The organism is Paenarthrobacter sp. R1 (assembly GCF_030264015.1).
GTDB classification, from domain to species: Bacteria; Actinomycetota; Actinomycetes; order Actinomycetales; family Micrococcaceae; genus Arthrobacter; species Arthrobacter ureafaciens.
This window is the reverse complement of the sequence record NZ_CP127115.1, coordinates 656,420-678,040: the sequence shown is the minus strand read 5'-3', so window position 1 is coordinate 678,040 and position 21,621 is coordinate 656,420. Positions and strand designations below refer to the sequence as shown.

Here is a 21,621-nt window from a genome sequence, read left to right as displayed (position 1 = left end):
AATGGAGGTGCAGTGGCAATCTTTACGGACCCCATCAGGGAACACGCTGATTTCGGGCCTGGAGATGCCGAATGGCTGCACCTCCTGGTCGGTGACTGGCAAATGGTCGCCGACTTGGCATTCGCGGACCTCGCACTGTGGTTTCCGCATCCGGAGCTGGGCTACATTGCCCTCGCCCACGTCCGTCCTTCGACATCGCATACGGTGTTCCATGCGGACTTCGTGGGTGAGGGCATCCGCTCGGATCTGAGGCCCCTCGTTGAGAAGGCCTGGAACAGCCGCTCGATCGAACGCTCCAGCGAGACCAGCTGGAGCAGCGAGATGGCATTGCGGGTAGAAGCGGTTCCCATGGTCCGGAACGGCAGGACACTTGCTGTGGTTACGTCGCACATGGACCTGTCCAGTTCCAGGATGCCTTCCAGGCTTGAGCTGACGTATCGTCAGTGCGCCTACGACCTCCTGAGGATGGGAACCCTGGGTCTTTGGCCGGATTTCGCATCGCCCACCGGGTCACGGCGTGGCGCGCCGCGCGTGGGCGACGGACTCATCCGACTCGACGCGGACGGAGTGGTCCAGTACGCAAGCCCGAACGGAGTCTCCGCCTTCCGTCGTCTCGGAGAAGTGGAGTCCCTGGAGGGAAGGTCGCTGGCCGAGGTCACGGCAGGGCTGCTCAAGGACCGCCGGATGGTGGACGAGACGCTCCCGCTGGTAGTAACCGGCCGGATGCCTTGGCGGAGTGAGATCGAATCCCGGGGCGTCAGCCTGTCCCTCCGGGCTATCCCTTTGCGGGATGAGCAGCATCGCTTTGGTGCCCTGGTCCTGTGCCGGGACGTCTCGGAATTGAGGCGGCGAGAGATGGAACTCGTCACCAAGGATGCCACCATTCGGGAGATCCATCACCGCGTCAAGAACAACCTCCAGACTGTTGCTGCCCTCCTGCGGATGCAGTCCCGGCGGATGGTCAGTGATGAGGCGAAGCAGGGACTTGAGCAAGCCATGAGGCGCGTAGCCACGATTGCGCTTGTCCACGAGACCTTGTCGCAGGGACTGACCCAGAGTGTCGACTTCGACGAACTGATTGGCAGGCAGTTCCGGCTTTCAGCCGAGGTCGCTTCGCCATCGCAACATGTCCGCACGGAGCGTTCAGGCATGTTCGGGGAGCTTCCGAGCGATTTTGCGACGCCGCTGGCGTTGGTGATCAACGAATTGGTCACCAACGCCGTGGAGCACGGGCTGGAGGGCCGAACCGGTACCGTGTGGCTCTTGGCCGACCGCACTCCCGGCGAAGGCAACGATGAGTTCTTGACGGTGACCGTCGCCGACGACGGTGTTGGACTTCCCGAAGGGCAATACACGGAAGGGCTGGGTTTGCAGATTGTTCGGACACTCGTCACGAGCGAGCTTGGCGGCTCTATCCAGTGGAGCCCGCGGGACGGCGGCGGTACCGCCGTCGAGATCGTGTTGAATCTGGCCAGGGGATAACTGACACCGTTTCCCGAAAAGCACTGATTCCCCACCGTGGTGGGCAAGAGCGGATCAAAAAGGCTCAGGCCGCGGACCATTCGGTCCGCGGCCTGAGCCTTACGTATTTCCTGTGCTTATGAGGCGCGGCGGGCGCGGGCGGCGCGTCGCTTGAGCGCGCGGCGCTCGTCTTCGCTCATGCCTCCCCAGACGCCGGCGTCCTGGCCGGACTCCAAGGCCCACTGCAGACACGTGTCCACCACGGGGCACCTGCGGCAAACGCTCTTTGCTTCCTCAATTTGGAGAAGTGCAGGTCCCGTGTTGCCGACTGGGAAGAAGAGCTCCGGGTCCTTGTCGAGGCAGGCTGCGCGATTACGCCAATCCATGCTGATCAGTCACTCCATTCGTGAGAACTAGGGGGCCCCTTGTGAAAACATTCACGAGAGGCTTCAAAGGAAAGGGGCCCGCATGGGCCCCCTTGGTCGTCTGAGTCAAGCGTTTCATGTTAACGCCTTGTAAACAAGGGGTATTCGTCGTTGAAATGCCCGGAATCCGTGAGCGATGCATCACACCAGCCGCCAGTGCCCTCACTGCTAAACGACTATCTCGGGTAGTGTGCCAGTGTGTCAAGACCTCCCGCTAACCCCGCCCAGCCGTCCCCTGACAGCAACGGAAACGAGGACCGGTCAGCTGCGGCTCCCGTAGGCCGTCCCGCTGATGGTTCCCTCCCGAAAACCAAGCGTCCTCCGGGAATCAAGGTGATTTCCGTTGTTGTACTGCTGGAAGCTCTTGCGTTGCTGACTGCAGCTGCGTGGTACGCGTTCGAGTTGCTGACGGGAGCGCCTGTGCTCACCTTCTGGGGAGCAGTGTTCACTTTGGGTCTGCTGCTGGCCTTCTCAGCATGGCTCTTTGCGGTGGGTCATTTCTTGTTCCGCGGCTACCGTTGGACGAGGGCCGCTGCCTTGGTGGCGCAGTTGTTCGTCCTGACCATTGGGTTTCCCACGGCGACGAGCGGCTTGATCCTGCCGGGACTTGCCATGATTCTGCCTGCCCTTGCTGCCATCCTCTTCCTGTTTCAGCCAAACGTTATTTCGTTCGCGTCCCGGACAGGTGGCACCGAAGGCGCCCTCTAGCCAGTGTTCCGGCCCCTCGGGTCAAGCCCGCCCCTCGAAACGCCCGCCGGCGTAGGCCGCTTGAAAGGGTATTTGGCTGGCCCCCTGGATGAGGATGCCGCGGCCGGCAGGGGGAACAGATGACTCAACGTTCAGCCGTACTCCAAAAACATCGCCATCCAAGGGTGTGCGGGGACTGAGGACAAGGCCCGACCTGGTGGCTTGCACAACCTCGGCGAACGGAAGACGGTGCAGGAGCGTTGGGGAAGTGGTAGCTGTCATGACAATCGCGCCTACTGAACCCGCCAAGCCGGCCAAGGACTGGCGCGCTTGGGGGTTCAAGGTGTCGGCGTTGTCCACCAGCAATACGGTGTCCTTATCCAAGGCTCCAAGCGACGCCGCTTCCGCCAGGTCGGTCCAGAATGCGCCATCTCCGACGTTCTCTACCGGGGAGAGCCACGGCACAGCGGAGTTGACCGACATGAGTGTTCGCAATAGTGAGGTCTTGCCGGAGCCCGGCCCGCCAAGGACCAAGGTAATGCCCCCGCGGCGGAGGGGAATAGCCAGTGGCGCGGCGTCGTCACCGCCTACGCCAAACCATGCTGCCGACACCGCGTCACCGCAGGTAGGCGGCTGCTCCGGTAATTCCTTAGTCCCAAGGAAGGCAGGAAGAGGCTGAAGGCGCAGAGGGGCAGGGGATTTTGCAGCCAGGGGGCCGTACGGCCAGTCCTTCCCGCCAGGTGTGTTTTGGAACTGGGCGACGGCACTCTTCCCCTGAACGAAGCTGCCCAGAGCCACCGCGCGTCCCGGGAGGGGATCGACGGGGGGAAGCTTCGGCCAGTGGAAAGTGGATTCTTCGGTGGCGCCGGCCGGAAAGAAAGCACGGTTCGGGATGGTCGCAAAGAACCGCGAACTGACGAGTTCGCGTTCACCGCAAATCAATACCGTCACGCCCAGAGGCGTTCCGTCCCGGACGATGTCGCGTAAGACGTCTTCTGCCCAGGCGTAAGGGCTGTTTCTGATGGCAGAGACCCACGTGCACCATCCAGCGATGATGAGCAGGATTCCCTGGCTCGCAACGGGCCCGTCGCTTGAACTGCGCCGGTCCGCCATGAAGCTCTTTATCCGCTCAAGGACCCGTACAGCGAACGCCAATTGGTGCAGGTGTGCCACCGCGCCGTACCGGTCGGATTCAGGCAGTCCCTGGAACGTGCCAGTGGCGTCGAGGATGTAGCTGTGGACTGTGGGGTCCGTAGTGACGATCCGTGCCGAGACGGCCCTGAATGCTTCAGGCATGCCGCTGCCCGTACTGCCGATCATCGCGAAGTGCCCATGCACTGACGGCGTCCACGACAACAGCTCAACAGTCTGGGACCCGGGACGGTCGACCAGGCCAAGACCGATGCCATGGCCGGTGCCGTGCTCACTGTGAACATCCTTGGGGGCAGCGGTCACGCCGTCACAGGTAGCGGGCCCCGGGTCCCAGGGAATCTCCGCCGGGAGGGGCGGGGCAATGATTCGGCGGGGAGCGCTGCCAGCGCCCATGGTGGTTGCCGCCGCTCGAATCATTGCCACAAACGCCGGCAGACCCTGCTCCGCCAAACTGCCGCGGGGTGCCCGTTGCGGGGTGTTTCGGCCGACTCCCGGATTGTCCGACCCCGAGGCAGCTTCCTCCCAGGCATCCGAATCATCGCCGTCCCGGGTGTCAGGGCCATCGAGAGCGGGCTGCACGCATGTCTCATCCAAGTGACCGCGATGTGCAACCAGAACGGACGCGGATTGGAATTCTTCCGGCGCACCAAAGGCCCTGGCCAGGAACGCCCGACCCGGGAGGCGCACAGGGATCCCGGCAGCGACCCCTGTCTTGATGATGTCTGTTGACTCCGCCTCTGATTGCACCCGAAGGGCAATGCTTGTGGTTACGTTGGCGCGGATGTCGGCCGTCAGTGCCCCTTGGGGGCGCTGCGTGGCCATGACCAGGTGGAGGCCCAAGGAACGGCCGACGGCTGCTATCCGCATCAGCTCCCGGAGGGCTGCGGGCTCTTCATCCACCAGCATCCGGAACTCGTCTATGACCAGTACCAAACGGGGGATCGGTCCAACGGATCCCGAAGCGGGAGGGCGGTAGTCCTTGATATCGGCAACGCCCCCGGCGTGGAATGCTTCTTCGCGGTACCGGATTTCACTGCGCAGCGATTCCAGGACGCGCTTCATGCCCTGACCGCCAAGGTCGGTGACCAACCCGGCGCAATGCGGCAGGCGTTCCAGCGGCCCCAAGCCGGATCCTCCTTTGAAGTCAATGAAGAGGAACACCAATTCCTGGGGTGGGTAATTCATTGCCAGTGAAAGCGACAGGGTCCGCAAGAGTTCGGACTTGCCGGCGCCAGTGGTCCCGGCTACCAGCAAATGGGGACCGTCCATAAGGAAGTCGAAGGCCACCGGACCGTGGCCGTCCTTACCCAGAACGGCTTTCAATGTGCCGGACCCGCTGTTTTTGTGCCATCTCGAGGCAAGGCTGCGTGGACCCCTTGGGACGATCTCCTCCAAGGAACACTCATCCGGCAGCAGGTGCGGGCCGCCTCGGCTGATGTGGCTTGTCGCGCGGATAACGCCCGGCAGAAGCGGTCAAAGACCGGCTCGGTTACCAGGTCGGGAATGAATCTTTGCCGCGCGCCGGGAGAACCCAGTGTGGCCGATATTCCGGACGGATCCATGTCGATTGTCCACGCACTGGAACCGGCGGGGTGGGCTCTTTCGTGTCTGACCACCTGCCAGTCCGCTCGAACGGCCGCCTCCACCAATGCTTCCACCCCGGAGGAACCGGCGGGAGGGGCGTTGAACACGAAGAGCCTTCCCGGCAGCCTGCCACTGCAGGCATGCAAGCCCGCCAGTGCAGCTTCAGAAGTGGCCGCCACAAGGCAGTCCTTCAGGAACCGGGCAGCAAGAGGCACGTTCGCGCCGCTGCCCAGGATGATCACGGGGACACCAACGGCTGCGGGATACGCGGCAAGCTGCATAAGCATCAAGCGGACCAGACCAGCGAAGTGGAGGGGGTCGCCGGTAACCGGAATCTGCCCCGCGGAAGGAGGCAGAGTCAGGGGAACGCCTGCCAAAGTGGGAGGGCGGAACTGAGGGTCCTCTGGAAGCAGCCGGATGTTGGCCGGAACCGAGGCCAAACCAAGGCGCAGCCAGATACCGGATGTTCTTGGACCGCCGGAACCTGGTTTCGCAACGCGGGCCAGGGCACGGCCTTCACTGTCAGCAGGGGCCGCGGCGCCACAAGCGGAATCGCCGGGACCAGCAGCAGAGGCCGGGGGCCGGGGCGTCTCCAGGAGTATCGCCGTCGCAATCCCGGCAGCGGACGGCGACGAACGATTCCGACGATGCTCCTATAGTCGTCAAAATTGGCGTAGTGGTCGGCGTCAGTCTGACTTGTACCTTTCGAGGATCGCCTTCATCTGGGTGATTTCTTCCTGTTGGGATTTCACGATGGAGTCGCACAGGGTGATGATTTCCGGGTCGGTGATATTCGATTCCTCGCAGACGAGTAATGCCCGGGAATGATGGGGGATCATGGATTTGAGGAACTGTTCGTTGCCGACGAAGGTTTCTGTGCGGCCCAGTGCGAACACGGCGACGAAGAGTACGGCGAAGCCGATCAGCATGGCGATGTTGGCTTTTCTGTTCTTGAACATGGACCACATGCCGATGATCATGACGACGGCCATCGCGGACACCATCAGCAACGCCATCCAAAAATTGCTCAGGTTGAAGTAGAAGTGGTCGATCGAGCGGATCATTGACATCGACAGGACCCACATCAACGCCAGGCTGATCAGCAGTATCAGGGCGAATTTGAGATACATCCTGGATGAGTGGTGGCCGGTTTTGTCGTCTCGGGCGCGTGGGCCGCTGCTGTGGGTTTCTGATTCTCGGTGCTGGTGGCTGGGTTGCTGCTGCTCGTGCCCGGCGGCGCTAACGCGAGGGGAGTCTGGCTGGTTTTGCGGGGTACTCATGTGAGTTTCCTTCATGTGCGTGGCCCCTTCCCTACACAAATCCGGGGGCGGGAAGGGGCGCCAAGGCGTAGGCGGGGCGACTAGCCCAGCGAGGAGAGGAGCTCGTGGCACGCTGTTTCACAGCGGCGGCAGGCTTCGGCGCAGATCTTGCAGTGCTCATGCATTTGGGCGTGGCGTTCACATTCATCTGCGCATGCCTTGCAGGCGGTGCGGCATGCTTCGAGGACTGCCCGGGTGATGTTGGCGTCGTACCCGGTGTGCCGGGACAGGACGTTGCCTGTCGTTGCGCAGATGTCGGCGCAGTCCATATTGGTGCGAATGCACTTGGTCAGCTCGGCCACCATGTCCTCGCTCAGGCAGGCATCGGCGCAGGCCGTGCAGGTCTGTGCGCATTCGAAGCATGCCTGGATGCACTCGGCGAGTTTTTCCTGATCCACTCCGCCCAGGTCCTTGGGGTAGGTTGCGAGCATGGGGGTTACGTGATGCGTCATTGTCTTATCTCCCTGTTTTTAAATACAGCAGTCCGTTACTACTGCTGTGAAGCGATTTATTGGGTCTGCTCTGTGCAGCCCCGGGTTTCCTCAGCCGGCTAATAGCCGCTGATCCGGTTACGGTCGGGTCATCGCTGTACGGAGATTTATGTCCTGCTGATCGATAGGACCGTCAAAGACGGTCTGAGGTGATCGAGTCGTTCCAAAGCGGGGTCAAACCAACCAGGCGGGACGTAATCCGGCCGGTATTCCCCCGTCTCGATCAGTGTGGAGGCCGCAGCCACTTTCTCGGGCAGAAGCCGGAGGGTTTGGGCGACCATCATTTGGGTCCCGTGCTGATCGCTGCAGCAGGCGCGCTGAGACTCCGGCAGGTCAGACGCTGCGGTGACGGCCGTTGCTGCTGAAGCAGTGAGTTCATGGACCTCGGCGGTGACCATCTGATGGGAACTGATTCCCATGGCGTTCGGGTGCTTCATCAGCAGGCAAAGCGCCGCGCACAGGCTGAATGAGAAGACCAGCAACAGCGACACGGTCAGCACCCCGCACAGCATTCGCCTGCTGGGTTGCGTAGCGTCAATTACTGATGCTGAGATAGGTCATCCCCTCCGGTCTTGCCGGTCTAAAGCCACTTTAACCCTAGTAAATGATCAGCATACTTACCAGTGTTGAGGCTCTTTCGGCGAGCTGCTCGGCTACGGCCGTTCGTCTTTTGTTCAGACGGCCGCCGCTGCGGATTGATCCCCTAGCCATTGCCGGTAGGTGGTCGCAAGGGTGTCGTTGCGGAGGAGTCCTCGTTCCAGGAGGGAAATTTTCGAGGGCCATTGGCCGAGTTCGCGGGCTGCGGTTGTGATGGTGCAACCGAGTGTGGTGCGCGTCTGCCGGAGATCGCTGTTGTCCGGTGCTGGCTGGGGGTTGGTGATCTGGCGGTAGATTTCCCGGGCGGCGTAGCGTTTGAGGCAGCGCATGATTTCCCGTTTGCTCTTGCCTTCCGCGGTGCGTTTGGCCACGTACTCCTTCGTCCTTTGGCACGATGCCATCCGGACCAGGACCACTTGATAGAGGGCGTGATTGGCGTTGCGGTCCCCGCCTCGGCTGAGCCGGTGGCGGGTTGTTTTGCCTGACGATGCCGGTACGGGGGCGACCCCGACGAGGGAGGCGAACTGGGCTTCGTTTCCCAACCGGTCCGGGTTGTCTCCGACGGTGACCAGCAGCTGGCTGGCCACGTCGGTGCCGACGCCTGGCAGGTCGCAGAGCATCGGGGCGTAGGCTTCGATGATTTCCTGGAGTGCGGCATCCGCCTCAGCGATCTCTGTGGCCAGGGACTGGCAGCGCGTGGCGAGGGCTTTCAGCGTCAGAAGGGTCACGTACTCCGGGTCAGCCATGTGTCCCGATGGTCTCGTGCGCTGCAGGGCAGTGATCAGGGCGGAAGTGGCCATTGCCCGGTACTTCGCCCGGAGTCTGTCCGGGGCTGAAACGAGGAGTCCCTTGATCTGGTTGATGGCTGCGGTACGTGCCTTGAGCGCGGAGGCGCGCCCAGCGCGCAGGACCCGCAGGCATTCAACGGGGCCGTCCTTGGCTTTCGGGACCGACGTCGCCCGTCCCTCGAGTACCGACTTTGCAGCCTGGTAGGCATCCAGCGGATCGGACTTGCCCCGTAGCCGCCGCGCGGCCCGGTTCGGTCGGTTCACTTCCAGCACCGTCAGCCCGGCGGCCCGGAGGGTCCGGGCGAGCTCGGCGCCGTAGGAGCCGGTTCCTTCGATCCCGACGGCGGTGACCGTTCCATGGCTGGTGATGAAGTCGAGGATTTTCCGGTATCCGGATCCCACGGCCAGGAATTCCTTGTCCGCGAGGGGTTTGCCGTGTTCGTTTATGACGGCTACGTGGTGTGTGTCGGCGTGGGTGTCGATACCCGCGATGACTTTGATTGGTTCGTTTGCCAAGATGGAAATTGCCCCTCAGTCGCGTCGAATGCTGATTGATCGGGCGCGGGCCAGGTGGGCAGACAAAACGGTAATGGGACTGGTCGAATCAGGCTCCTATAAAGTCATGTCCGCCTGGCTCGACACCCTTTGACGGACCTTGAGCCGGCTGACAGATCGTCGGAAAGACAGTGCCGGCAGGCACGTCAGTTTTTGGGTGGGCCACGCCGGCTCAAGGACTTTTCCAGTATTACCGTTTTATGTCCTCACTCACGGCTTGGCCGAGGGCGCGGCGAAACTCGCGGCGGGCTTGTCTTCCGGAGAATGCCGCCACTGACAGGCTGACGGCCGAGATCGCGGTGAAACCCAGGAACATCCATGATCCTGTAGCCAAGGCAAGTCCGACGCCGAGGAGCAAAGGCAGAAGGCCAGTGACAAGGCCCGCCCATCGGTTGCCGCCGCCCGTGGGCCGGTGAACCTCCAATGGCTGGTGCACTGAACAGCCGGCCTCCGTACCGGGCAGTGGCACCGGTGCTTTTGAGGCGAGCAGGGAGAATATCGAATTTCCGCATTGGATGGTTGATGACGTGTTGACGGGGCCGAGGTTCGTGGGTTTCCCGTCGATCATGAGCGATGGTTCCGGGGTGGCCGGGCGGCAATTCGGCTCCGGGGAACGATTCGCCGGCAGGCGGGTCAGCGTCAAGTCCGCAAAAGAGACGTCCAGTGCTGCATGTTCGCGGGAAATGTCAGGATCGGGGACTGAAATGTGGGCCGTGCCGCGGCCTATGAGGTTCCGTCCGCGGAGAACGGGATACATTGCCCCTGCCGCCGGGCCGGAATGCGCCACGAGAAGCATGGCCGGCGGGCTGGCCTGTGCATGACCGCCCTGACCTCCGTCCACAAGGACCGAACCGTTCACCAATGGAGGGACACCAACTACCAAGGTCCTCAAGTCTTCCCCGGCAACATGGATCCTGCCGGTTCCGTGGGTATCGGCGAGCAGCGCCGCCAGCTTCCTTCCCGGCGTCCCCTCCGGAAGGTGGATCGTGAGTTCCTTGGGCGGCCCGTGCGTGGCAGCCAGGGGACCCCGGGCCAAAGTGCACTGCAAGGGCATTGGCCGATCCTTTCGTAGTCCGGAGCAGGTTCGCCTGCTCGTCCCGACGCTACGCGGACAGCCGGCAGGCCACTACGGACGACATCTGCTATGTGGAAAACGAACGGCGGCACCGGCGGAGCTACCTTGATACGAACGCTGTGTACGTCTCCGCTAAGATGAAACTCGTTGTCCCGTGTGCTCAATGAGGAAGGACCTTCACCGGTGATAGTGGTTGCAGAGACCGCCGATGTTTCAGACGAGGCGGTAATTGGTGATGGATCCAAGATCTGGCATCTGGCCCAAGTCCGCGAGAAGGCCGAACTCGGTGCCAACTGCATCGTTGGGCGCGGCGCCTACATTGGTACCGGAGTAAAGATGGGGGATAACTGCAAGGTCCAGAACTATGCGCTGGTTTACGAGCCGGCTGAGCTGGAAGCGGGTGTCTTCATAGGCCCTGCAGTGGTGCTCACCAATGACACCTTTCCGCGCGCAGTCAGCCCGGACGGAAGCCTGAAAAGTGCCCATGACTGGGAACCCGTTGGAGTCACCATCCGTGAGGGTGCCTCCATCGGTGCGCGCGCCGTATGCGTGGCTCCGGTAACCATTGGGCGCTGGGCTACCGTCGCGGCCGGGGCAGTGGTGGCCAAGGATGTCCCCGACTTCGCCCTGGTGGTAGGTGTTCCTGCCAGGCGGCGCGGATGGGTTGGCAAGGCCGGCTTCCCGTTGGAACGCCGCGGTGAAAACTGGGTCTGCCCCGAGACCGGCGCCACGTATGTTGAACAGAACGAAACCCTTCGAGAGGTAGAGGCATGAGCCCCGAATTCATTCCCCCGGCCAAACCGATCATCGGTGACGATGAGGCCAAAGCCGTGCAGGCGGTGCTGGCCTCCGGGCAGCTGGCCCAGGGCTCCGAAGTTGCATCCTTCGAGCAGGAGTTTTCCCAGGTTCTCTTGGACGGGCGGGCGGCCGTAGCGGTCAACTCCGGAACTTCCGGCCTGCACTTGGGACTCCTGGCTGCGGGAATTGGTCCCGGTGACGAGGTAATTGTTCCCTCGTTCACGTTTGCGGCCACCGCCAACTCCGTCGCCCTGACCGGAGCTACTCCGGTTTTCGCGGACGTTGACCCTGACTACTACACCCTGGACGCAGCCTCCGTTGAGTCCAAGATCACCGATCGCACGGCGGCAATCATGCCCGTGCACCTCTACGGCCACCCGTTCAACGTTGATGCCATTGGGGCAGTCGCCGAAAAGCATGGAGTAAAGGTATTCGAGGACGCCGCCCAAGCTCACGGGGCATCGGTGAACGGCCGTAAGGTAGGCACCTTCGGTGACTTCGCCATGTTCAGCCTTTACCCCACCAAGAACATGACCTCCGGGGAAGGCGGCATGGTCAGCACAGGCCTGGCCGACGTCGAACGTCGCCTTCGCCTTCTGCGGAACCAGGGCATGGAACGCCAGTATGAAAACGAGCTGGTGGGCTTCAACTGCCGTATGACCAACATCCACGCAGCGATCGGCCGTGTCCAGCTGACCAAGGTTGACGGCTGGACCAAGACCCGGCAGGACAACGCAGCCTTCTTCGACGCCAATATTGAAGGCGTCACCACGCCGAAGGTCGCCGAAGGATACGCGCACGTCTACCACCAGTACACCATCCGGATTGCCGATGACCGCGACGGTTTCGCCAAGGCCCTTCGCGAGGAGTACCAGGTTGGTTGCGGTGTGTACTACCCCATTCCCAACCACCGCCTTGCGCCGTTCCAGACGTCGGACGACCTCCCGGTCACGGAAGAGGCTGCGTCCCACGTGCTCTCGATCCCCGTGCATCCCTCCCTGAGCCAGGATGACCTGGAACGCATCGTTGCTGCCGTCAACGCTGTGGCGAAGGCAGGCAGCTAGTGGCTAATCTTCGCGCAGGCCTCATTGGCTTGGGCATGATGGGCCGCCATCATGCCCGGGTTATCCGCGAGCTCGAAGGCGTCGACCTCGTCGCGGTGGCAGATTCATATGGCGATCCGCACAACGTAGCCGACGGCTTGACAGTCCATGGCTCGGTCGAGGAACTCATTGCGCAGGGGATCGACATGGCAGTTGCCGCCGTCCCCACGATTTTGCATGAGGAAGTTGCCCTGCAGCTGGCTGAGGCCGGAGTCCACTGCCTCGTCGAGAAGCCGATTGCCAATGACTCGGCGTCCGGACGCAGAATTGCTGAAGCGTTCGAGTCCAAGGGCCTCATCGGTGCCGTTGGTCACATCGAACGCTTCAACCCCTCGTTGCAGAGCCTCCGCGAGCGGCTTGAGAACGGTGACCTGGGCGAGGTTTACCAGATCAGCACGCGCCGGCAGGGACCGTTCCCGGCTCGTATTGCGGATGTTGGCGTCGTGAAGGACCTTGCCACCCACGACATCGACCTCACGGCTTGGCTGGCACAGAGCAACTTCGTCAACGTCGTGGCGCACACAACTTCCCGAAGCGGCCGTGACCATGAAGACATGGTGACCGCGATCGGCCACCTCAAGAGCGGAGTGGTCACCAACCACATCGTGAACTGGCTCTCGCCCATGAAGGAGCGCACCACCGTTGTCCTCGGTGAGCGGGGTGCTTTCATTGCCGATACGATCTCGGCAGACCTGACGTTCGTGGAGAACGGCACGTTCCAGACCGACTGGGATTCCATCGCCGCCTTCCGCGGCGTATCGGAAGGTTCGTCCACGCGCTTTGCGCTTGCCAAGCGCGAGCCGCTGAAGATGGAGCATGAAGCGTTCCGGGACGCTGTTCTGGGCAAGTCCCTGAACATCGTGACCATGGCCGAGGGTCTTGAAACCCTTCGCGTCGCGGAGGCCGTTTTGGACTCCGCAAAGTCGGGTACCGTCGTCGCGCTTTAGCGATTATCCCGGGTTCGGGTTGTGGGGGAGGCCGGCTGTTGCCGGCCTCCCTTTCCCGTTCCGGCACTGCGCCCGTGAGCGGCCGGCAGGGCCGCGGATACGGGGAACCCGCGGCTCGTCGGGTAGCCTTGACCAGTAGACGTGGGCACTTCTGTGCCCGCACGCCAATACACAGGAGAGTTTGTGAACGCTGATCTCGTCGTCGTCGGCTCGGGTTTCTTTGGCCTGACCATTGCAGAACGCGCCGCTACCGAGTTGGGGCTGAAGGTCGCGGTTCTTGATCGCCGCCACCATATTGGAGGAAACGCCTACAGCGAGAACGAAGCCAAGACAGGAATTGAGGTCCACCGCTACGGGGCGCACCTCTTCCACACGTCGAATGAGCGCGTTTGGAACTACGTGAACCAGTTCACCAAGTTCACGAAATACCAGCACAAGGTCTACACCAGCCACAAGGGCGAGGTGTACCCCATGCCGATCAACCTCGGCACGATCAACCAGTTCTTCCGCTCGGCAATGAGCCCGGCCGAGGCCAGGGACCTGATCACGGAACAGGCCGGCGAACTCGCAGGCACCGATCCGCAGAACTTGAACGACAAGGGAATCCAGTTGATTGGACGCCCGCTCTATGAGGCGTTCATCAAGCACTACACGGGCAAGCAGTGGCAGACGGATCCGAAGGACCTGCCGGCTGAAATCATTTCCCGGCTGCCCGTGCGCTACAACTACGACAACCGGTACTTCAACGACACCTACGAGGGCCTTCCCGTGGATGGCTACACGGCGTGGATCGAACGAATGGCGGACCACCCGAATATCGAGGTCATCCTGAAAACGGACTTCTTCGATGACGGAGAGTTCGGCCGCTCGTCCGTGCTGGGACAGGTACCGGTCATCTACACCGGCCCCGTGGACCGTTACTTCGACTATGCCGAAGGTGATCTTTCCTGGCGCACTATCGACCTCGAAGAAGAAGTCCTTCCGATCGAGGACTTCCAGGGTTGTGCCGTCATGAACTACCCCGACGCCGATGTCCCCTACACCCGCATCCACGAGTTCCGTCACTTCCACCCGGAGCGTGACTACACCAAGGACGCCACCGTCATCATGCGCGAGTTCTCCCGGTTTGCGGAGAAGGGCGACGAGCCGTACTACCCGGTAAACACTTCCGATGACCGCAGCAAACTGCTGGCCTACCGTGACTTGGCGCGCGGCGAGAAATCAGTGCTGTTCGGCGGCCGCCTGGGCACGTACAAGTATCTGGACATGCACATGGCCATCGGTTCGGCCCTGTCCATGTTCGACAACAAGATCAAGCCGCACTTCAGCGGCGGCGCAAAGTTGGAAAGCGGTGGAGTGGACGCATGACCGCCACGACGAACGAAAGCCAGGAGACGAACATGACGGCGACGCAAGCCGAGGCTGAAGCAGCACCCCGGGAGAGCGATCTTCGCATCGTCCAGCGGGTGGTTTTTCCTGCTAACCGCGACCTCGATACCTTGCCGCTGTACGTGGACCCGGATACCAATAAGATCCGGAAGCAGGAAGAAAACGGTCCAGCCGTCGTGCAGGCCGTGGGCATGGCCCGCAAACTCCACCCGGAAGACATCCTGGACCGCGGCTCGGTCCAGGTCCGCAGGGGCGAGCGACTCTCCTTCGGCTCCTACTTCAATGCTTTCCCGGCAAGCTACTGGCGCAAGTGGACCATAGCCACCAAAACCGTGCTCCACATCGAGACCGAGGGCGAAGGCACAGTCATCGTCTACCGCTCCAACGCCAGGGGCGCTGCCCAGCGCGTTGATTCGATCCTGGTGGAGGGCAACGCTTCGAACGACTTTGAGCTGACCCTCGCACCGTTCGGTGACGGTGGCTGGTACTGGTTCGACCTGATTGCCGGCGGCGACGGGATGACTCTCAAGAAAGCCCACTGGGCCGTTGCTTCCGAAGGCCGGCCGCAGGGTAAGGTCACGCTCGGCGTGACTACCTTCAACCGTGCCGACTACTGCTTGGAAACCATCAAGGCGATTGACGCCGATTCGGGCTTGCGCGGGATCCTCGCTGAGCTGATCATCGTGGACCAGGGCAACAAGAAGGTTGCCGACGAGGATGGCTTCGACTCGGTGGCAGCCTCAATGGGTGACCAGCTGCGCATCATCAACCAAGGCAACCTGGGCGGTTCCGGCGGCTTTGCACGCAACATGTACGAGATGCTCGTCTCGGACAAGAGCGACTACGTCATGCTCCTCGACGATGACATTGAGCTGGAAACCGAAGGCGTCATGCGCGCGGTCGCCTTCGCGGACCTTTGCCGCAAGCCCACGATTGTGGGCGGCCACATGTTCGACATGTACAACAAGTCCGTCCTGCACGCGTACGCCGAGGTAGTGAACTTCTACAGGTTCCTCTGGGGACCGGTGGAGGGCCTGGGCAACCATGATTTCTCGGCTGAAGGGCTCCGCTCGACGCCGCTCCTGCACCGCAGGTGGGATGCGGACTACAACGGCTGGTGGATGTGCCTCATCCCCAAGGCGGTCGTGGAGGAGATCGGCCTTTCGCTGCCGGTATTCATCAAGTGGGACGACGCAGAATATTCGCTGCGTGCCCGTGCCGCTGGGTACCCCACCGTCACGCTTCCCGGTGCTGCCGTGTGGCACGTCTCCTGGGCAGACAAGGACGACTCGGTTGACTGGCAGGCTTATTACCACGAGCGGAACCGCCTGATCGCCGCACTGCTGCACTCTCCTTTCCCCAAGGGTGGACGGATCTTCCGGGAAAGCCTGAACACGGACATTAAGCATCTTGTGTCCATGCAGTACTACCCCGAGCAGGCACGCATCATGGCCCTGCGCGATGTTCTTGAGGGCCCGTCCAAACTGCATGAGCAGTTGCCCACCACCATGCCCAAGCTCAGGACGATGCGTGAAGACTTCGTCGACTCGCAGGTCAAGACCGATCCCGGTGCATTCCCGGAGGTCTTCAGGAAGCGCCCGCCCAAGAAACCCCAGACGTACAAGCAGCCGGGTGCCCTTGGACTTCTTCCATGGGCAGTAAAGACTGTCCTGAAGCAGACCATCGCACCGGTGCGTGAATCGGCACACAGCAATCCTGAGGCACATGTTGCACACCAGGACGGCAAGTGGTGGAGCCTGGCGCACTTGGATAGCGCAGTGGTCTCAAACGCCGATGGAACGGGCGCATCCTGGTACCGGCGCGATCCGAAACTCGTTCGCAAAATGCTCGCCGAAACGGCACAGTTGCACGCGCAGCTCTTCTCCAATTGGGAAACGCTTCGTGCCCAGTACCGCGATGCCTTGCCGGAGATCACCTCCATGGATTCCTGGCGTGAAACATTTGAAGCTTCGGAGCCCAAACAGTAGCAATGGCCGACTCGACTGATACATATGCTGTTCCCGGGGTTGGTGCCGGGCTGCTGGACGTTTTCCGGCGCCGGTACCTCCTCAAACTGATTGTCCGCAAGGAACTCCGGGTCCGATACCGGGGTTCGGTACTGGGGTTGGCCTGGTCCTACGTCAAGCCACTCGTGCAGTATGTGGTGCTCTTCCTGGCATTGGGCATCGTTCTCCGGGTGGGCGACCAGATCCCGAACTATGCGCTGTATATGTTCTCCGGCGTGATTGTGGTCAACTTCTTCACGGAGGCCTTCTCCAACGCAACGCGTTCAATCGTGTGGAACGCGCCGTTGGTGAAGAAGATCTACCTTCCCCGGGAGCTTTTCCCGGTGGCATCAGTGTGGGTTGCAGCGGTGCACTTCCTGCCTCAGTTGGTCGTCCTGCTTGCCGCGGCCCTGCTCAACGGGTGGCGACCCGACGCGGTCCAGCTGTTCGGGGCCGCTCTGGGCTTTGTGATTGTTGCCGTCACGGCTACGGGCCTTGGCTTGCTGGCAGGTGCCATCAACGTTTTCTTCCGTGATGCCGAAAACATCGTCGACATGCTCATGATGGTGGTTACGTGGACTTCTCCGGTCCTTTACGACTGGACCATGATCCGTCGCCTGGCTCCTGACTGGGCGCTGACGATCTACCAGCTGAACCCGGTGACGGTGGCCGTGGAGCTGTTCCACTGGGCATTCTGGTACCCGACGGTGACCAAGCCTGTAGAGCTGCCTCCGCACCTGTTGCTGACCGGCTTCGCCGGTCTTGGCATGGCGGCCCTGTTCCTTATCATCGGCCAGCTGGTGTTCCGCCGGCTTGAGGGCCACTTCGCGCAGGAGGTCTGAGTGGGCGCCGCAATTATCGTCAAGAACCTGAAGAAAACCTTCAATCTGCGGCACTCGCATTCCATGAAAGAGACGCTGGTGTGGCTCGCCAAGGGGCGCAAGGGGGACCTTTCCAAGAAGTTTGACGCCCTTCACGACGTCAGCTTCGAGATCCAGTCCGGCGAGACAGTGGCACTGTTGGGGTTCAATGGTTCAGGCAAGTCCACGCTGCTGAAGCTGATCTCCGGCGTCATCCTTCCGGACAAGGGCACAGTCCGAACGAAGGGAAGGGTCGCGGGCCTCATTGAGGTCGGCGCTGGATTCCACCCTGATTTGTCCGGTCGCGAGAACGTGTTCCTGAATGCAGCCATCCTTGGGATGACCGAAGACGAAATCAACGCCAAGTTTGATGAAATCGTGGCGTTCTCGGAAATTGAACAATTCATCGACACTGAGGTGAAGTTCTACTCCTCGGGTATGTTCCTCCGCCTCGCGTTTGCGGTGGCGGTGCACACCCAGCCGGATATCTTCCTCGTGGACGAAATTCTGGCCGTCGGTGATGAGCCCTTCCAACGCAAGTGCCTGGCCAAGATCAAGCAGTTATCTGATGAGGGACGCACACTGGTGGTGGTGAGCCACGACCTGGATATGATCTCCCGCATTTGTGACAGGGGAGTGGTCCTTTCTTCCGGTACCGTCCAGTTCGAAGGTCCAGCGGACCAGGCCGTGGCCTGGCTGAGGGATCGTAACTAACCGGCCTCCAAACGCCAAAAGTCGTCTGTCAACGGATGGCTAGTGGAAGCATCTAAGAAAGGCGACCGTAGGAATGGGTATCGGCCCGCTGCTGTTGTGTGTACTCCTGATTGTCGTGTTGTGGTGGGGGCCGGGCTGGCTGCTTGGTGAAGCACTGGGAATTCGTCGCACCGTCCTGCCCGTCGTGGCGCCGTTGCTTGGAATGGGGGCCCTGACAGTCATTGGCGTCACCGGCCATTCCCTGGGAATGAGCTGGCAGCTCCTGCCCGTTGCCGGAGTCCTGCTGCTGTTGGCCGTCGTGCTTTTCGCCCTTCGGATCTTCCTGGAGCGAAGATTCCCGGAAAGGTTCGGCACGCACGATCCGGGTCGCGCCGGGCTCTTCGGGAAGCACCACATCGCCGGGGCCTGGTGGATCCTGCTGGCCGGTCTGGTAGCCGGCGGTACCGTTGCCGCGGTCTCATGGACCGTGGGTACGGAAGGCCTCCTGGGCATCAACCAGGACTGGGACATCCCGTGGCACGCGAACATGATTCGTTTGATTTCGGTAAACCATGAATGGGACCCGGGGATTGCCGGCAACTTCGCCTACTACGACACCTCCATACCGGAGGCTCCGATTCGAAGCTATCCCATAGCTTTCCATGCACTGCTTTCTTTGGTATGGCCGTTTACCGGGGTCAGCCTCCCCGTCTTCCTCAATGTGTTCGTCCTGGTCATGATGGCCGTGCAGTTGCCTTTGAGCACGATGGCGCTGACCATGGTGCTGACCCGGCGGCCGATCGCGGTTGCTGCAGCAGGCGCGGTGTCAGGCTGGTTCACCGTCTACCCGTATGACCTCCTGTGGCGTGGGCCGTTGATTCCTTTCTTTGCCGGAATGGTCCTGGTGGGTCCCTTCGCGTTCCTGGCCATCAAGGGCGCCCTTGAGCGCCGCTACTTCTGGATCCCGGGCATCTCCTTCGGGGCCGTGGGCCTCATTGCGGTCCACCCCTCCTTGGCGTTCGTAGTCCTGCCGCTCCTGATTTTCTGGTTCTTGTCAGCCTTGGTCAGGAGAAAGGGCCGGGTTCTGGGGATCACGGTCTACCTGGCCGTCGCCGGGGTGCTGGCTGTTGTGTTGGGCTTGCCCATCATCCAGCAGATGCTCAAGGAGTCCGAACGCGTTTCCAAGATGATGTGGGCCCCGGATACCGACCGTAATGGCGCCATCCAAAACATCATCTTCCTTCACCACGGCTCCATCGCCATGCCCGTCCTGACTGCACTGGTGGCGTTGGGGTGTCTTGCGGTCGTTTTCAGGATCCGCATGTGGTGGTATTTCGGACCCGTTCTTGCTTTCGCTTTCCTTTCGGTTTACACGATGGGTAGCGAGAGCCCCCGCTTCCTGAACCTGACGGCGCCGTTCTATGACGACCAATGGCGGATCTTCGGGATTCTGGTCATGCTGCTGGTTCCTTTGGCGGGGTTGGGTGTTGCCCAGGCCGCGGAGGCAACTGAGTGGGTGGTCCGCAGGGTCCGCGCTCGCCGGCAGTCCCCTGAGGCCGGACGTGATGCTCGACGGCGGCCCAGTCGCCTCGTGGCTGTGGCAGCGGCGTCGGTGGTCCTGCTGGCAGTAGGTATTGCTGCCATTCCATACTTCAAGCAGAATGCCGAACGTATCAATCTCAACACCAAGGTGGACGGTCCCACGTTGAGCGTCGACGAAGTGGATCTGTTGAGCAGGATGGACCAGTACGTGCCGGAAGAGGCCACTGTCCTCAACGACTCCTGCGACGGCTCCGTGTGGATGTACGCCCTCGGAAACCGGATGCCCATGATCCGGCACTTTGAGATCTTGCCAACCAACCGGCAGTTGCTGGTGCTGCAGAAGCTCCCGGAGCTGGCCACGGATGCAGCAGCGCGTGAGGCTGCGGCTGAACTCGGCATCGAATGGGTCTACATTGCCGATGGCCGGATCCGCGCGTGGGATGAGCCCAAAGAGGGTTTGACCCAGCCGGACTCTATTCCGTACCTGCAGCTCGTTGCCCGCGAGGGCAATGCAGCACTGTACAAGATCGACTGGGCCCAGCTGCCCGGTGGCAAAGAAGCCTTCGATGCGGCCGCCAAGGATCGCGTCCAAGTCGATGGCGTTCCGGGAATCCTTGAGAACCGGAACCCTGACGGCATCGCCCCGCTTGGAAGGATCTGCTGACAATGAAGGCTTTCATCACCAAGTTCTTCACCTCCAGCCTGTTCCGGTTCCTGCTGATCGGCGGGCTCAGCTTCCTGGTTGACCTGGGGCTGCTGGCTCTGTGCTTCCAGGTCTTCGGGTGGCCGCTGTGGCTCGCCACGGGCGCAGGTTTCTGGGGAAGTTTCTTCTTCAATTACTTCTTGCAGCGCCACTTCGCCTTCGGCGGAGGCGGGACGGCCTTGGGCGGGGTGCTCCGGTACTCGGTCCTCTTGGTTTTCAACACCCTGGCCGTCATGGGAATCGTTGAGCTTTTCCAGTTCCTGGGAGCCGGCTACGTCATCGGTAAAGTAGTGGCGACCGCTGTCACCATGGGCTGGAACTACTTCATCTACAAGCACTGGATCTTTCCGCACAAGAAGCCTGTGCCGGATGCCGGCCACAAGTCCGGTGGAGTGTCCGAAACCGACGCACCACCACAGAACCTCACACCAAAGAGCAGCGAAGGATAAGCGATGTATCGAGGCGTTCGAATAGCCGCGGTCGTACCGGCCTACAAAGAAGAGAACCACATCGGGCAGGTCATCAAGACCATGCCGGATTTCGTCGATCACATCGTCATTGTCGATGACTGCAGCCCCGACGACACTTCGGGAGCTGCCCGGCGCGCCGATGACGGACGCGTGACGCTCATCCGCCATGAAGTGAACCAGGGTGTTGGCGGGGCTGTCCTGACGGCCCACAAAGCCGCAATGGAATTGGGCTCGGACATCAACGTGGTCATGGCCGGCGACGCGCAGATGGATCCGGAGTACCTGCCCCAGCTGCTGGACCCGGTGGTTGACGGCTACGGGTTCGCCAAGGCCAACCGCTTCTTCTCCGGCGAGTCCTTTGCCGGAATGCCCGGTTACCGGATCTTCGGCAACATCGTGTTGTCCTTTATGACCAAGTTGGCTTCGGGGTACTGGCACATCTTCGACCCCCAGAACGGTTACACGGCTATCCGGACCGAGGTCCTCCGTCGGCTTCCGATGAATAAAGTGGCGGCCCGCTACAGCTTTGAGAACGACCTCGTGATCCACCTCAACATCCTTGATGTCCCGATCGTCGACGTTCCCATCCCGGCTGTGTATGGAAATGAAGTTTCCAGCATCAAGCTGCGGAAGGTCATTCCCGAACTTCTGGCCATGTTGTTCGGCGGCTTCTGGCGCCGTGTCTGGTGGAAGTATATGGTGTGGTCCTTCTCAGCCGTTGCCTTGCTTCTCATCGCAGGCCTGGCGCTGATCGTCATGGGTCTTGGTGTCGGTGCCTGGGTGCTCGCGGCCAGCGTCGGTTCTCCGACGGCGGGGTCGGTGATGCTTGCTGTGGTGCCCTTTGTGCTGGGTGTCCAGATGTTGCTCGTTTCCTTGCAACTGGACATTCAGGCAAGTCCCGACAGGCCAACGATGCATCCCATGAAGGAACGTGCCTGACGCCCTAACAGGCTCCACGACAGCGAAAGGCCCGGAC

19 protein-coding genes are annotated in these 21,621 nt (G+C 61.6%); 12 read left to right on the top strand and 7 right to left on the bottom strand.

The features are described from left to right. Positions 1–12: 12 nt before the first annotated feature. Positions 13–1,482, top strand: a complete 1,470-nt coding sequence (locus tag QN084_RS03300) for a sensor histidine kinase (protein WP_021471878.1) — start codon at positions 13–15, stop codon at positions 1,480–1,482. A 116-nt stretch (positions 1,483–1,598) separates the two neighbouring features. Here QN084_RS03300 and QN084_RS03295 read toward each other — a convergent pair whose 3' ends face one another. Beyond that, the gene (locus tag QN084_RS03295) at positions 1,599–1,847 is read right to left on the bottom strand and encodes a WhiB family transcriptional regulator (RefSeq protein ID WP_003804966.1); all 249 of its coding nucleotides are present in this window, start codon (positions 1,845–1,847) and stop codon (positions 1,599–1,601) included. A 237-nt stretch (positions 1,848–2,084) separates the two neighbouring features. Between QN084_RS03295 and QN084_RS03290 the strand changes: the two genes are divergently transcribed. Continuing rightward, entirely contained in the window at positions 2,085–2,594 is a 510-nt protein-coding gene (locus QN084_RS03290) for a hypothetical protein (protein ID WP_031216359.1), read from the top strand. 21 nt (positions 2,595–2,615) lie between these two features. On the opposite strand, the gene QN084_RS03285 is transcribed toward QN084_RS03290, so the two are convergent. The 6 genes from QN084_RS03285 to QN084_RS03260 form a co-directional block, all read right to left on the bottom strand. After that, positions 2,616–5,048, bottom strand: coding sequence for an FtsK/SpoIIIE domain-containing protein (locus tag QN084_RS03285; RefSeq protein WP_168529469.1), 2,433 nt, complete (start codon positions 5,046–5,048; stop codon positions 2,616–2,618). A 947-nt stretch (positions 5,049–5,995) separates the two neighbouring features. Continuing rightward, entirely contained in the window at positions 5,996–6,589 is a 594-nt protein-coding gene (locus QN084_RS03280) for a DUF305 domain-containing protein (RefSeq protein ID WP_228145621.1), read from the bottom strand. Between the two features lie 80 nt (positions 6,590–6,669). Continuing rightward, positions 6,670–7,080: a four-helix bundle copper-binding protein gene (locus QN084_RS03275; protein ID WP_069695278.1), complete on the bottom strand. Its 411-nt coding sequence runs from the start codon at positions 7,078–7,080 to the stop codon at positions 6,670–6,672. Between the two features lie 146 nt (positions 7,081–7,226). After that, entirely contained in the window at positions 7,227–7,619 is a 393-nt protein-coding gene (locus QN084_RS03270; RefSeq protein WP_139126785.1) for a hypothetical protein, read from the bottom strand. Positions 7,620–7,793: 174 nt separating this feature from the next. Further along, complete coding sequence (locus QN084_RS03265; protein ID WP_069695276.1) at positions 7,794–9,020, bottom strand: IS110 family RNA-guided transposase; 1,227 nt, start codon at positions 9,018–9,020, stop codon at positions 7,794–7,796. A 229-nt stretch (positions 9,021–9,249) separates the two neighbouring features. After that, positions 9,250–10,113 (bottom strand): FHA domain-containing protein, encoded by an 864-nt coding sequence (locus QN084_RS03260; protein ID WP_285751066.1) that lies wholly within the window; start codon positions 10,111–10,113, stop codon positions 9,250–9,252. Positions 10,114–10,290: 177 nt separating this feature from the next. Between QN084_RS03260 and QN084_RS03255 the strand changes: the two genes are divergently transcribed. The 10 genes from QN084_RS03255 (at position 10,291) to QN084_RS03210 (ending at position 21,584) form a co-directional block, all read left to right on the top strand. Next, on the top strand, positions 10,291–10,908 hold the full coding sequence (locus tag QN084_RS03255) for an acyltransferase (RefSeq protein WP_031216361.1): 618 nt from the start codon (positions 10,291–10,293) through the stop codon (positions 10,906–10,908). Beyond that, a complete protein-coding gene (locus QN084_RS03250) occupies positions 10,905–11,996 on the top strand; it encodes a DegT/DnrJ/EryC1/StrS family aminotransferase (protein WP_021471882.1) in 1,092 nt (363 codons plus the stop codon). The genes QN084_RS03255 and QN084_RS03250 overlap by 4 nt, the downstream gene beginning before the upstream one ends. Beyond that, the gene (locus tag QN084_RS03245; protein ID WP_021471883.1) at positions 11,996–12,982 is read left to right on the top strand and encodes a Gfo/Idh/MocA family protein; all 987 of its coding nucleotides are present in this window, start codon (positions 11,996–11,998) and stop codon (positions 12,980–12,982) included. The genes QN084_RS03250 and QN084_RS03245 overlap by 1 nt, the downstream gene beginning before the upstream one ends. 183 nt (positions 12,983–13,165) lie before the next feature. After that, positions 13,166–14,350, top strand: coding sequence for a UDP-galactopyranose mutase (glf, locus tag QN084_RS03240; protein ID WP_062097255.1), 1,185 nt, complete (start codon positions 13,166–13,168; stop codon positions 14,348–14,350). Continuing rightward, positions 14,347–16,359, top strand: a complete 2,013-nt coding sequence (locus tag QN084_RS03235; RefSeq protein WP_069695173.1) for a glycosyltransferase — start codon at positions 14,347–14,349, stop codon at positions 16,357–16,359. The genes glf and QN084_RS03235 overlap by 4 nt, the downstream gene beginning before the upstream one ends. A 2-nt stretch (positions 16,360–16,361) precedes the next feature. Then, positions 16,362–17,219 carry an ABC transporter permease gene (locus QN084_RS03230; RefSeq protein ID WP_021471886.1) on the top strand — a complete coding sequence of 286 codons (858 nt, stop codon included), beginning with the start codon at positions 16,362–16,364 and terminating at the stop codon, positions 17,217–17,219. After that, on the top strand, positions 17,220–17,951 hold the full coding sequence (locus QN084_RS03225; protein ID WP_021471887.1) for an ABC transporter ATP-binding protein: 732 nt from the start codon (positions 17,220–17,222) through the stop codon (positions 17,949–17,951). Positions 17,952–18,024: 73 nt separating this feature from the next. Further along, positions 18,025–20,136, top strand: coding sequence for a DUF6541 family protein (locus tag QN084_RS03220; protein ID WP_069695172.1), 2,112 nt, complete (start codon positions 18,025–18,027; stop codon positions 20,134–20,136). A gap of 2 nt (positions 20,137–20,138) precedes the next feature. Then, the gene (locus tag QN084_RS03215) at positions 20,139–20,624 is read left to right on the top strand and encodes a GtrA family protein (protein WP_062097249.1); all 486 of its coding nucleotides are present in this window, start codon (positions 20,139–20,141) and stop codon (positions 20,622–20,624) included. A gap of 3 nt (positions 20,625–20,627) precedes the next feature. Further along, positions 20,628–21,584, top strand: coding sequence for a glycosyltransferase family 2 protein (locus QN084_RS03210; RefSeq protein ID WP_285751062.1), 957 nt, complete (start codon positions 20,628–20,630; stop codon positions 21,582–21,584). Positions 21,585–21,621 lie beyond the last annotated feature (37 nt).